Source organism: Pseudomonas sp. DY-1 (assembly GCF_003626975.1).
GTDB lineage: Bacteria > Pseudomonadota > Gammaproteobacteria > Pseudomonadales > Pseudomonadaceae > Metapseudomonas.
In genome coordinates this window covers 1,948,508-1,960,888 of record NZ_CP032616.1, presented here as the reverse complement: position 1 = coordinate 1,960,888, position 12,381 = coordinate 1,948,508, and the positions used below count along the sequence as shown (strand labels likewise).

Genomic DNA, 12,381 nt, shown 5'->3' with positions numbered 1-12,381 from the left:
TTTTTTCCTCGCTGCCGGAGTCGTCTTCGCCAATGGAAAACCTCAACAGTGCCGTGGAGACTCTCATCCACGGCTCTAACACCTTGTTCATCCTTATGGGCGCCGTCATGGTGCTGGCTATGCACGCGGGTTTTGCCTTCCTCGAGGTCGGCACCGTGCGCCAGAAAAACCAGGTCAACGCGCTGTCGAAGATCCTCTCCGATTTTGCCGTCTCGACCCTGGCTTATTTCTTCATCGGCTACTGGATCGCCTATGGAGTGACTTTCCTGGAGCCGGCCAGCGTACTCGCCGCCGACCACGGCTATGCCCTGGTGAAGTTTTTCTTCTTGCTCACGTTCGCCGCGGCGATTCCGGCCATCATTTCCGGCGGCATTGCCGAGCGTGCACGCTTTTGTCCGCAGCTCTGCGCCACGTTGCTGATCGTTGCCTTCGTCTATCCCTTCTTCGAGGGGCTGATCTGGAACGGTAACTTCGGTCTTCAGGACTGGCTGAAGGGCAGCTTTGGCGCGAGCTTCCACGACTTCGCCGGCTCGGTGGTGGTGCATGCCGTGGGCGGTTGGCTGGCTTTCGGTGCCGTAGTACTGCTGGGGCACCGTAACGGGCGCTATCGCGAAGGCCGCCTGGTGGCATTCGCACCCTCGAACATCCCGTTCCTGGCGCTCGGGTCGTGGATCCTCATTGTTGGCTGGTTCGGTTTCAACGTGATGAGCGCACAAACCTTGCAGGGCGTCAGCGGCCTGGTGGCAGTGAACTCACTGATGGCCATGGTCGGCGGCACCGTCGCAGCGTTGCTGGTGGGGCGCAACGACCCCGGCTTCCTGCACAACGGTCCGCTTGCCGGTCTCGTAGCGGTCTGTGCCGGCTCCGACCTGATGCATCCAGTCGGTGCGCTGGTGACTGGCGCCATCGCCGGCGGCCTGTTCGTATGGGCGTTCACCGCTACCCAGGTGAAATGGAAGATCGATGATGTGCTCGGTGTCTGGCCGCTGCATGGCCTTTGCGGCGTCTGGGGCGGCATCGCCTGCGGCATCTTCGGTCAGGAGGCTCTGGGTGGCCTTGGCGGCGTCAGCCTCGTGAGTCAACTGATCGGCACGGGCCTTGGCGTGCTGGTGGCGCTGGTGGGGGGCTTCGCGGTCTACGGTCTGCTCAAGGCTACCTGGGGTATCCGTCTGAGCCAGGAAGAGGAGTACTACGGCGCAGACCTGTCGATACACAAGATCGGTGCGACTTCGCAGGACTGATGTCCGCTTCACCTGCGAGTCCTTGCAGGTTGGCCCAGGCGGCACTCCGCCGAGGTACGTGAAGCCAGACGTGCAGTCCCAGCCATGACTTGCACGCTGCCAACCTACGGGAGCTCAATGCCGGAACATGAAAAAGCCCGCCGATTGGCGGGCTTTTCTGTTGGAGCGGAATTACCAGAGCGGCAGCACGTAGCTGAGGATCAGGCGATTCTCGTCGATGTCACTGCCGAAGTTGGTCGAACGCACGGTCGCGTTGCGCCATTTCACGCCGAAGTTCTTCAGAGCGCCTTCCTGGAACACATAGGCGATGTCCATGTTGCGCTCCCATTCCTTGCCTTCCTCGCGGCCTGCGCCCAGGTCGATGTTGTCGCCGGAGAGGTAGCGGGTCATGAAGGTCAGCCCGGGGATGCCGATGCTGGCGAAGTTGTAGTCGTAGCGGGCTTGCCAGGATTTTTCATCCTTGTTGGCGAAGTCGCCGATCTGCACGTAGTTGACCAGGAAGGGGTCGGTGCCGTTGATGTAGGCGAAGCCGGTATCGCCACTCATGCTCTGGTAGCCGAGACCGAAGGCGTGGCCGCCGAGGGCATAGGTGAACATGGCGCCGAAGGCCTTGTTGTCGACGTTGCTGGTGCCTTCATCGGTGGAGCGGGCATAGCGGATATCGCTCTTCAGCGACTGCTTGTCGCCCAGCGGCAGTAAATGCAGGGCAGTGAAATAGTGCTGCTTGTAGAACTCGTCGAGTTCGCCGTAGTGGTAGCCGGTGGCGAGATTGTCGGTCCACTTGTATGTGGCGCCGCCAAAATTGAACTCGTCGCTGGTGGTGCCCCTGCGGAAGGTGATGGCGCGGGCGGCGCCGCTGGCAACTGTCATGTCCTCGTAGTTTGAGGAGTCACGCTGGTTGACCTGCTTGAGCTGGCCGCCATCGAAGGTGAGGCCGTCGAGCTCCATCGAGTTCAGATGGCCGCCCTTGAAGGTTTGTGGCAGCAGCCGCGAATCGTTGTACTGGACGACTGGCAACTTGGGCAGCAGGGTACCGACCTTGAGAACGCTCTTGGAGGCGCGCAATTTGGCGGTCAGGCCGAGCTCGCCATATTCGTCCTGGGCGAGTCCGGTTTCCCGGTCGCGCTTGAGCAGGCCGGTATTGCTGCGGTCCGGGCTGGAGTCGAGCTTGACGCCGAGCAGGCCAAGGGCATCGACGCCAACGCCCACAGTGCCCTCGGTGTAGCCGGATTCATAGCGAAGCAGAAAACCCTGGGCCCATTCTTCAGCCTTGGACTGGGGAGCGTTGTCCTGGCGAAAGTCGCGGTTGAAGTAGAAGTTGCGCAGCTCCAGGCTGGCCTTGCTGTCCTTGATGAACTCGGCCTGGGCGATGCCCGGCAGGGTGACACTGGCGCCGAGCGTGGCCAGGGCCACGGCTCGTGCAAGCGAGGTATTGCTCATTGTTATTGTCTCCTCGTTGGATTGCAGGTCGGTCGGGTCGTCCTGTTACAACAATTTGACTAAAGCATTTCGTTACATTTCCTGTCTGTTAGACGATGGTCTGCAGCTCACTGCACCCACTGCGGGTAGTAACCGAGCACGTCCTGCACCTTGGCGTCGTGAGCAGGAATCACAGTGAGCCCAGGTTCGCTCTGGAGCAGTTCGTGAACCTTCTGCAATTGGGCGCGCGTGGCTTCGCGGTCGTTATCGACCATCCTGCGGCTGACCCAGAATTTCTCCTTCGGCCCGGTAAAACCTTCCAGGCGCCAACTGGCGTCACCGGTGAAGAAGAAACGCCGTCCATCTTCAAGGGTCAGGAATAGGCCCACCGAACCCGGTGAGTGGCCGCTCAGCGGCACCAGTACCAGACTGCGATCACCGAAGAGGTCGAGGCTTTCCTCGAAGCCCATGAAGGGAATGGGCAGGAAGGTGAAGGGGTGCCATTTGACGCCGTGGGTGAACTGACTGGGCAGTATTGCCGGCGGTGTTGCGATTTCGGTGAACTCGATCTCTTCGTAAGGCGCCCAGACTGGCACATCGGGGAAGTCCACCAGTGCCGAGGCGTGGTCCCAGTGGGCGTGACTGAGGATGATGCGGTCCACCTGGATACCATCGCGATCCAACTGGTCGCGGGCCGGGGTCACGGCGCCATACTGCATCAGGGGCTTGTCCCACCAGGGCATTTCGCTGGTGAACTGGCTGTCTACCTGGCGGCCTAGGCCTGTGTCGAACAGCAGGGTAGCGGCGTGATGCTGGATCAGCACCGCCACGTGGTTCGCCTTCACCTTCTCGGTCCATTTGCCGTCGGCCACGGTGAAGGCGTCCAGGGTTTCGGTTTCCGAAGTCTTCACTAGGGCAAAACGCAGGCCATCGGCCTGGGCAATCGCGCTGAAGGTGCCAAGCAGAATGAGCAGGAAATACGAACGCAAGCGCATTTGATCAGTGTCCTTGGGGCAGGAAAGGAGAGGGGGGCGCAGCTTCTGAAGCCAATGGCAGGCGATTGCGGCCGAGTTGGAATGAGCTGTTCATTCTGTCCTCCGAGCCCCTTGGAAATGAGGTAGGTCGAGGTAACCGGGCAAGGCTCGGATCCGCGCGAGCCAGCTATTCAGGTACGGAAAAGGCGCGAGCTCCAGCCCGCCTTCTTCGGCCATGGCCAGGTAGGGGTAAACCGCCACGTCGGCGATGGTGGGCTGCTCACCGACCAGCCAGGTGCGATTGGCCAGGTGCGCGTTCACGAGTTCCAGGACCTGTCGGCCACGCGCCTGGGCGTCCTCCAGATCCACCTGCCGGCCGAACTTCAGGCCGATTCGTGCACGTGCCACACCGTTATGGATTTCGTTGGCGGTGAGGCTCAGCCAGCCAGCGATCTGCGCCTGGGCGACGGCGTCCAGCGGGTACCAGTGCGCATCTGCATAGCGTCGCGCCAAGTAGACAAGTATCGCTTGGGAGTCGACCAGCGGCTGACCGTTGTCCACCAGCACCGGGACCTGGCCTCGTGGATTCAGCGCGAGGAACTCCGGGTGCTTCTGCGCGCCGTGGGGCAGGTCCACGGTCAACAGTTCAGCCGGTTGACCGATCAGGCCGAGAAACAGGCGGACCTTGTAGCAATTGCCGGAGAGGTAGAAGTCGTGAAGTTGCATGGCGAGTCCCTCGCGTTGGTTGGAATGCGCTGGATGGTAGACAGACCTGTCTGTATATTTCAAGGGCGAAGCATGCGACATCCCTGGCTTCACGTCCCACGTCATTTGAGCCAATCCAACGGGATGCGCATAATGCGCCGGTTCAGGAGGCTGCAATGGCATCGAGCAAACGCGATCAACTGGTCAACACCGCCATCGCGCTTTTCTATCGCGAAGGTTTCCACGCCACGGGTATCGACCGCATCCTGGCCGAGTCCGGCGTGGCCAAGATGACCCTCTACAAGCATTTCAGATCCAAGGACGAGCTGATCATCGCGGCCCTGGAATCGCGCTTCGCGCCGGCAGCCGAGCGCATGGCATCGGCGTTTGAGCATTTGCCGCCGCGGGAGGCGATCCTGCGGGTTTTCGATGGCCTGGCCGAGTGGCTGAGACAGGAACCGTTCTGCGGCTGCGCCTTCATCAATGCGGCGGGCGAATTCCATGATCGGGACCATCCGGTGCATCGTCTGGCGGCGTCCTACAAGCTCGCTACCCAGCGCTACTTCCGAGATGCGCTGGCACGACTGGAGGTTGCCCAGCCGGAGCGTCTGGCCCGCCAACTCCAGTATCTGATGGAAGGGGCGATCAGCATGGCCCACATCGAGGGGCCGAGCGAGCAGGCGCTGGAGGCGAAGGACGCAGCTGATCAGTTGATGCGCGCCGCTGGCATCTGACTCAATCCGCTCGTCGACAGCCGCTCAAGTTCTTCCGCCTGCGGCCGCCAAAGAGGGGACGCCGCCGACTCCGGACTCCCCGATATGAATGCCCTGGCTCCTTTCGCTTCGTCCACTCAACGTTCTACTGTTTCCGGTATGCCCGCTGCCCTGGCGCGAAAGCAGGTGAATGCGCAGGAAACGCTGGCTCGCCGCCTCGGCGAGCAATTGGGGCTGGAACCGGGCGCTCTGAGCGACAAAGCATCCAAATACACCCCCGAGAAAGTCGCGGACCGCGTGCTCGGTTTCATCGACCAGCGCCTGCGCAGTGAGTCGGCCAATGGCGCCGACACAGCCAAGCTGCAGGGGCTGCTCGACCAGGCTCGCGCCGGGATTCAGAAAGGCTTCGATGACGCGCGCAAGATTCTCGATGGCCTGGGTGTGCTCGGCGGCAAGGTGGCCGAGGATATCGACGACACTTTCGACCGCATCCAGGACGGCCTGGATCAATTGCAGAAGACCTACCTGCAGCCAGCGACTACGACCGAGCCGGGCGGCGCGGTGGCAGTCGCCGGCTATAGCGAGCGATTCCAGGCACAGGCGGAAACCTTCGACCTGGAAGTGAAGACCCGTGATGGGGACAAGCTGCGCATCTCGATTGCCCAGGCGTCGGCCAGCTACTCCCGCAGCACTCTGGCCGCAGCCAGCGATGGCAAGACGTCGCTTCTGGTTGGCAGCAGCCATTCCTCCAGCCTGCAGATCGGAGCCTGGCAGATCGAGATAGAGGGAGATCTGGATGACGAGGAAAAGGCCGCGCTGAGCGACCTGCTCGGCCAGGTCCAGGACATCTCCAGCAAGTTCTACTCCGGCGATCTGGCCGGCGCTTTCGACCGGGCCATGGCGCTGGATATGGATGGTGAACAACTGGCGTCCATGTCCCTGCACCTCACCCAGACCAAGGTCATGCAGGCCGCTGACGCATACGGCGCAGTCGCCCAGCAGGGTGGCCAGGCGGCCAGCGCGGTCAATGGCAACCTCAAGGACTACGCCAACAGCCTGCTGGACGCCTTGCGCAGCGCCGGGGAACTGGCCGAAAACGGCCGCGACACCCTGAAACAGCTGCTCAAGGGTGGTTTCGCCCTGGACGAGCGCTTCGATTCAACTCAACTGGCCAAGGCCGAGGCCCTGAACAATCGTCTGCTGGATGGTCTGCAACCCTTGCTAGACAAGGGCCAGGGCAAGTCCACCGACGCCTGAACGCGTGATAGACTTCGCGCCTCGATAATCTTCGAGGCGCATCGCCATGCTTCCTGAATGCCAACTCTTCGGCACCCTCGGTTGCCACCTCTGCGAGGTAGCCGAAGGCGTGCTCATGCCTTTCGTCGAACGCGGCCTGATGGTGGAGTTGGTGGACATAGCTGACCGCGAAGAGTGGGTCGAAATCTATGGTCTGCGCATTCCGGTTCTGCGCCGTTGCGATACCGGCGGAGAGCTGGGGTGGCCCTTCGATGCGACTGCCGTAGCGGCCTTCCTGTCCTGACGGCTATTTCCTGACATAGCTCTTCCGGCCGCTTGGTGTCAGGCAGTAGTGCCCGCCACGCGGACCGATGCAGATCGTTCCGCTTCCACACAGACACTGCCCATCCTCCACCATCCGCGTGGCGCTCCCGGCTGCCGGCTGGCCAAGCATCGCGCCGCAGTTCTTTTTCGAACCGCTGATGGAACCATCATTGCAGACGAAGAGTTCGCCATCGCAACGGGCGATACCGCCTTTACTGCCGGACATGGCGTATTGGCGGCACTGACGTTCAGGGCGGAGGCAGATAGCAGGACGATGGAGAGGAGTGCAATGCGCACGACCGCTTCCCTGGCGATGGGAGAAACCGGCTGATGATAGGGCGGTGCTGGCGATTTGGCATCTGCACTGGGAAAGCTGCCAAAGAAAAATCGCAGGCAATAAAAAACCCGCCTTCAAGGCGGGTTTTTCGGGGTTTGGTCGAGCGACTGGATTCGAAGTGGTTTTATAAGTAGCTGTTTTATAAGCAAAAATACGATTTTCAATTTTTTAGGCATACAAGCTGGCATACACGCCATCTCCGAAGAGGCCTTTTCTCATGCCCCCATGCAGGGATTTGCAGGAAAGGACGCTTCGTAGATCCATGGCCAAGAGGCCTACCAAGGCCGGATCAGAGGCCGTTGCAGGTATGCAGAAAAATCACCCTATCTAGCCCGCAGGCGTGGTGGGGGGACGACAGCGCGCGCCAGGAGATGGCGGCGGTGGCCGGGGTGGCTGCTCGCCAGGGGAGCAGCAGGTCGCTCCAGGGCGCACAAGAAAGCCGCCCGAGGGCGGCTTAGCGGGGAAGGGTAGGGGGCGAGTTACTCAGCGCTAGCGGGTTGCTTCTGCGGGTTGCTGAGCGCCTCCAGTTCCTGTCTGCGGCGCTTGCGGTGCGCGACGCTGCCGATCTGCCCCTTGGGTATTTCGAGGTCACCCTGGGCTACCGGCTCCAACTGCTGCCAGATCGGGTCGTCCTGGTGCTCCACCGGGTCGGCCGTGGCTTTCTGCACCAAAGCGTTGAGTACTTGGCCCTGGCGCTGTTCGAGGGCTTCGCTGATCCGCTGCTGGGTTGGTGCGCGGGCGTCAGGCTCGAAGGCCGGGTGCTTGGCCAGCTCGCGCCCCAGGGTGGGCTGGTAGCGGGCCAGGGCTGCGACGAGTGCCTGACCTTCCGGCAGGGCAAACACGGCTGCGGCGGTGCTCTCCAGGAAGTGGAGCGCGTACAGGTCGTGTGCGGCCTCGCGGCGCCGCTCGGCGTCCAGGAATGCCTCTGCCGTATCCAGCTGCATCAGCCCGAACTCCGGCTCGAGCGCCTCCACCAGGTGTCCGTACTCCTCGGCCAGTTCGCGGGCGTCCAGCTCTTCCCGTTTGAGGTCGCGGATTTCCTTCGTCAGCTCGCCATCAGCGGCGTGGAACTTGGCGCGCCAGGTCGTACCGGCCAGATCGGATTGCGCTGTGGCAGCGGCGGTGGTGTTGCGGTGTTTCTCCAGGCGCTGGCCAAGGATCACCAAACGCTCGCGCAGGGCTTGGTAACGCGCCATTGCTTCCTGGTGCTGTTCCAGGGCGTCACGGGTGGCTTCAGGTAGTGCAGAGGTGTGGTCGGTCATTTCTGATCTCCAGGGTAAATGGCCGAGGTTGCCGGCCAGGGAAAGGTGCTCGAGGAGGCGAAAATGCCCCCCGAGCAGAAGGCTTGCCAGAGGTGGCGTGGAACGAGAGTCAACAGATGTGTCAACAAAAATCACTCACACCCCCCCTTGTTCCCGCGTCTGATTTCGAAATCGTGGGGAACGGGGGATTGAGGGGAAAACCGCTCTAGAACGCGGCTTTCAGAGGTGCATTTTGTTCCCACAGTTTTTTTAAGGGGAACAAACAGAAGGGGTTGGTTATTTAATGAACAGAGTTGTGTTCCCCCGTTCCCACTCCTCTCTTTAATGGGGGAACAGCTCAAACCCGCATGGTTGCTGGCTTGTTCCCCTGTTCCCCCGTTCCCCATGAAAAACCGTTGGAGTGCATAGGGAGGCTTGAAGGTTTTCATTGACTTTCTCCCAGATGCTCTAAGTGCTCCGGGTCGATCACGTAGAAGCGCAGGCTGCCTCCGCCTGGAATGCGGTAGCGCTTCATCCACCGGGTGCGACCGGATTCTTCGTCTTTCTTGGCCAGCGCCTTTGCTGTCATCAGTGCGCGCACAACTCGCTCCGCACCAAAGCCCGGCGCTGCTGCCGCCAGTGCTGGCGAGTTGAACAGGTACAGGCGTCGGTCGAACTCCACCTCGAAGTAGCCGGCCCGCTCGCGCACGGTGGTATCGGCAACCTGGGCGTGGATGTTGGAGAAGCGGCTGTCGCCGTGCAGGGCGATGAAGTCGGCGATACCACGCAGAATCTGCCGATCCTCCGCGTTGCCATCGCCCATCCTGGCGAGCCATTCGTTGAACAGCTGGCGGCACGCCTGCTCGGCCGTGCCGGCGGGCCAGTCCAGGAGCTGTTGCGAGATGGCCATCTCCCCGGCGAGCGCCATGATGGCGAAGCGGTCGGCCACGCGACCGGCCTGCGAGCTCTCGGTGTGGAAGCGCTCGCGCACCTGTTGGAAGGCAGTCAACAGGGCGTCTCGTTCTGGCTGCTCCACCAACTGCTCGACGAAGCTCGGGCCGAGGTGGCCGTAGTGCTGAACCACTGTGTCGCTGAGCACGCGGTGGAACTCCTGGCCGGTCATGCCGTGCACCTCATCGAAGGCGCGGAAAGGGCGGGTGCCGGCGTTCACGTCCACCAGGCGCAGCTCGGCGCCGGCGTGGGCGCTGTTGCCGCTGATGGCGGCGTGTTCCGATAGCGAGCGCTCGCCACTGGACAGAGCCAGCACGCGCCAGGTGAGCTTGGCGCGGCCTTCGCGCTCGCGGGTCATGGTGCCTTTGCCCATGCCGTTGGCGATGGCATAGGCCATCTCCTGGACCCGCTTCGGGTCGGCGCGCTTGATCTCGTCCAGGATCAACACCGTGTCGTTGCGGGACGCGGCCTCGATCTCCACGCCACCCTTGGACACGTCCCAGGACGCGGCGAAGGTGCCCGGGTTGCCCCACACCGAAGCGGCCACCAACTGCGCTAGGGATTTGCCGCTGGAGGAGTCGCCCACCAGGTGCACGCCGCCGCCATTCACGCCCACTTTGGCCAGCAGTGGCCCGGCCAAGGCGCAGCACACGGCGAGGATCAGCACCGGGTTGCCGAGGCAGTAGCGACCCACCTCGGCGCGCCAGCCGTCCAGGGTGCCGCGAGTGGTGAAGAGGTTCACCGCACGGCCAGAGTCCTGGAAGCGCACGTTGTCGCCACCGATCACTCGCGACGGGAGCACGAACGCCCCTGATTCATGCCAGCCCGGGCGGGTGGTGGTGGCGATCACCAGAGCCGGCGAATGCTGGCTCGCCAGATAGGGCGCCACGTAGCGCCGCTGTTGGTACTCGATGGTCAGGCCTTGGCGCATGAGCGCCTTGAGCACTTCATCCGCCTTGCCGGCCAGCGCTTCCATGGGCATGGCCCATTCAATGCGTCGGCCGCGGTAGTGGAAGCTCAGCAGTCGGCCGATGCTGCCGTCCTCGCTGTTCACCGTCTCCGCCTCGATGTGCAGCGGAGCGCAGATCCAGTGATCCACCGGAATCGTCTTGTCATCGGGGCCGCTCTGCCGCGCGCCGTGGTACCAGGTGCCGGCGCGGTAGTGCTTACCTTCGCGGTGAGTGTCCTGGTCGTACACGGCGAAGCAGGGCCGCTCGATTTTCTCGGGAGTTGGTGCGGAGGGCTCGCCCACCAGACTCAGATGAGGCTTGTGGTCCTGGTCCTTCATGGTCAGTGCTCCTTGTACTTGCGCGTCTGCCAGAGGTGCAGGTCGTTGAAGTCGGAAAGCTCGAGCGGGGCGCTGGTCGGCCACTCCGGATAAACCACCAGCCCATCAGCGGCGAGCGCCGCGCGGTTCGCGGCAGAGCGCCCCGGGTTGCCCATGCTCAAGCGGTCGTCGTCGCCGGCAATCACCAGCTCCACCGCTTCGCCGTGGCGTGCCCGCATGGCGATGGCCACCGCCTTGAGGTTGCCGGCGTTCATGGCACACACCACCGGGCAGCCGGTATGGGCGTGCAGCGTGGCGCCCGTGGCCCAGCCTTCGCAGACAAACAAACGACCGCTCCCTTCGACTCGGCCCAGCGGCGAATAGGCGCCCTTCACGCGGCCACCACTGAGGAAACGCTTCGCCCCTTGGCTGTCGATGAACTGCAAGTTCAACAGGTGGCCATCCAAGCACAGCGGAACCAGCAGACGGCCCCCACGCAGTTGGCGCAGGTTGTAGGGCACCACGTCTTTGGCTTGTAGGTAGGGATGGTGAGGGTCAGCTGGCCGTGCCATCTCCCAGAGCCGCGAGGCCTCTGCTGCAACAGCCCGGTGACGCTGCTCCAGACGCTCGCGCTGTTCGCGCTGATAGGCCTCGCGGGCCAACCGCTCGGCTTCGTTTTCGCGGGGCAGGGCAGTGGCGCCGCCAGTCGTACCGAACACGTCCAGGGCAAGGCGCTGATCGATGGCTTGCGCTGCCTCCAGCTGGCCACTGCCCTGCAGGTAGGCCAGCAGCGAGACCAGGTCTCCGCCGTGGGCGCTGTCATCGGCGAAATCGTTCCAGCGGCCACTGTCCAGGGACACGCCGAAGGAACCGGCGCGCCGGTCCCCCCGAACGATGTTGCGCGCGACCCATTCGCGGCCCTGGCGAGTGCCTTCCGGCAGCCACTCGGGCAACAGGGTGTCGGCGCTGCGCAGGGCATGCTCGGCCACCCGGCGAATCAACTGGGGGATGCTCGGCTTCGTCATGGCTCACCCCCGTCGCGCAATGCAGCTCGGCGAGCGGCCTGGAACAGATCACTGGCGTCTTCCAGCAGCACGTAGGCGGCGTCGGCCACGCGGTTAACGTCCTTGCCATCAGCATGTGTGATGACCATGGACGACAGGCTCCAGAGCAGATCCCGAACGGTGCTCAGACGTTGTTCAGCGGCCTCCTGGAGCTCGAGGTAAGGGCGGCTGCTGTCGATGAGCAAAACCGGCGCATCAGTGGCATTGGTGGTGAGGGGCACGAGCTTAGTCATGGCGTTCTTCCTCCAGCAGCAGGCAGCGCAGGACGATCAGGGGCACACCATCGACATGCAGTGCACCGCGTTGGTGAGCTTCGGCCACGGCGGCACGAAGCTCGGCCTTGGCTTCGGGGTTGTCGTTGAGGATCTCGATGGCGTCCCTGACGCGCTCAAGGGCAGGGCGGGGCGCACCTTCACCGGGTGCCCAGTTTTGGAAGGCGGCGATCAGGTGGGCGAGGGCAGGAATGACGTCAGACATGACTCACCTCCCTGGCCAGCGAGTGGTTTGAGACAAGGGGGCGGGAGTCGAGACGGCGGGCTGAGTGAGGGCTAGTCATGACGCACCTCCTCGGCAACCTGCTCGGCGGCAGCGAGGCGGGCGAGATGCATGTGGTGGTTGTAGCGTGCGAGTCGGGTGGAAAGGCTGGAGTTTGCGCGGAGTGCAGCGAAGGCCATGGCCCGGTGTGCAAGTGCGCGGATGAATCGTGGGGACGGATTGAGGGTGTGCATGGTGAAGCTCCTAGAGTTGGGGAGCTGCCACCGTTCGCGGCCAAACGAATGAGGGTGACAGCTGTACGCGGGTTGGCCGACCGGGACTCTAGGCACCCGGCACACCCGAAGGTGTCCCGCGCACAGCTGCCATAACACGACACTGCGGGCACAAAAAAAGCGCCTGCAATGGTGGTTGGGG

General features: G+C 62.9%; 13 protein-coding genes and 1 pseudogene. 4 read left to right on the top strand and 10 right to left on the bottom strand.

What is annotated here, in order from left to right:
* Positions 1 to 32 precede the first annotated feature (32 nt).
* Positions 33 to 1,241, top strand: a complete 1,209-nt coding sequence (locus D6Z43_RS09475; protein WP_120651698.1) for an ammonium transporter — start codon at positions 33 to 35, stop codon at positions 1,239 to 1,241.
* Positions 1,242 to 1,412: 171 nt separating this feature from the next.
* On the opposite strand, the gene D6Z43_RS09470 is transcribed toward D6Z43_RS09475, so the two are convergent.
* The 3 genes from D6Z43_RS09470 to D6Z43_RS09460 form a co-directional block, all read right to left on the bottom strand.
* A complete protein-coding gene (locus D6Z43_RS09470) occupies positions 1,413 to 2,681 on the bottom strand; it encodes an OprD family porin (protein ID WP_120651697.1) in 1,269 nt (422 codons plus the stop codon).
* Positions 2,682 to 2,788: 107 nt separating this feature from the next.
* Positions 2,789 to 3,655 (bottom strand): MBL fold metallo-hydrolase, encoded by an 867-nt coding sequence (locus tag D6Z43_RS09465; protein ID WP_120651696.1) that lies wholly within the window; start codon positions 3,653 to 3,655, stop codon positions 2,789 to 2,791.
* A 90-nt stretch (positions 3,656 to 3,745) separates the two neighbouring features.
* Complete coding sequence (locus D6Z43_RS09460; RefSeq protein WP_120651695.1) at positions 3,746 to 4,360, bottom strand: glutathione S-transferase family protein; 615 nt, start codon at positions 4,358 to 4,360, stop codon at positions 3,746 to 3,748.
* Between the two features lie 155 nt (positions 4,361 to 4,515).
* On the opposite strand from D6Z43_RS09460, the gene D6Z43_RS09455 reads away from it, so the two are divergent.
* The 3 genes from D6Z43_RS09455 (at position 4,516) to D6Z43_RS09445 (ending at position 6,592) form a co-directional block, all read left to right on the top strand.
* On the top strand, positions 4,516 to 5,073 hold the full coding sequence (locus tag D6Z43_RS09455; protein ID WP_120651694.1) for a TetR/AcrR family transcriptional regulator: 558 nt from the start codon (positions 4,516 to 4,518) through the stop codon (positions 5,071 to 5,073).
* A gap of 84 nt (positions 5,074 to 5,157) precedes the next feature.
* Positions 5,158 to 6,309: a DUF5610 domain-containing protein gene (locus D6Z43_RS09450; protein WP_120651693.1), complete on the top strand. Its 1,152-nt coding sequence runs from the start codon at positions 5,158 to 5,160 to the stop codon at positions 6,307 to 6,309.
* A 46-nt stretch (positions 6,310 to 6,355) separates the two neighbouring features.
* A complete protein-coding gene (locus D6Z43_RS09445; protein ID WP_120651692.1) occupies positions 6,356 to 6,592 on the top strand; it encodes a glutaredoxin family protein in 237 nt (78 codons plus the stop codon).
* Positions 6,593 to 6,595: 3 nt separating this feature from the next.
* Here the strand turns inward: D6Z43_RS09445 and D6Z43_RS28325 are convergent.
* From D6Z43_RS28325 to D6Z43_RS09410, 7 genes and pseudogenes are all read right to left on the bottom strand, one after another.
* Positions 6,596 to 6,927: pseudogene (locus D6Z43_RS28325) on the bottom strand (hypothetical protein).
* A 501-nt stretch (positions 6,928 to 7,428) separates the two neighbouring features.
* A complete protein-coding gene (locus D6Z43_RS09435) occupies positions 7,429 to 8,211 on the bottom strand; it encodes a hypothetical protein (RefSeq protein WP_120651691.1) in 783 nt (260 codons plus the stop codon).
* A gap of 424 nt (positions 8,212 to 8,635) precedes the next feature.
* Positions 8,636 to 10,429: a DUF927 domain-containing protein gene (locus D6Z43_RS09430; protein WP_120651690.1), complete on the bottom strand. Its 1,794-nt coding sequence runs from the start codon at positions 10,427 to 10,429 to the stop codon at positions 8,636 to 8,638.
* A gap of 2 nt (positions 10,430 to 10,431) precedes the next feature.
* A complete protein-coding gene (locus D6Z43_RS09425) occupies positions 10,432 to 11,433 on the bottom strand; it encodes a toprim domain-containing protein (RefSeq protein WP_120651689.1) in 1,002 nt (333 codons plus the stop codon).
* Positions 11,430 to 11,705 (bottom strand): hypothetical protein, encoded by a 276-nt coding sequence (locus D6Z43_RS09420; RefSeq protein ID WP_120651688.1) that lies wholly within the window; start codon positions 11,703 to 11,705, stop codon positions 11,430 to 11,432. The genes D6Z43_RS09425 and D6Z43_RS09420 overlap by 4 nt, the downstream gene beginning before the upstream one ends.
* Positions 11,698 to 11,949 (bottom strand): hypothetical protein, encoded by a 252-nt coding sequence (locus D6Z43_RS09415; RefSeq protein ID WP_120651687.1) that lies wholly within the window; start codon positions 11,947 to 11,949, stop codon positions 11,698 to 11,700. Before D6Z43_RS09415 ends, D6Z43_RS09420 begins: the two co-directional genes overlap by 8 nt.
* A 71-nt stretch (positions 11,950 to 12,020) precedes the next feature.
* The gene (locus D6Z43_RS09410; protein WP_120651686.1) at positions 12,021 to 12,200 is read right to left on the bottom strand and encodes a hypothetical protein; all 180 of its coding nucleotides are present in this window, start codon (positions 12,198 to 12,200) and stop codon (positions 12,021 to 12,023) included.
* Positions 12,201 to 12,381: the final 181 nt, after the last annotated feature.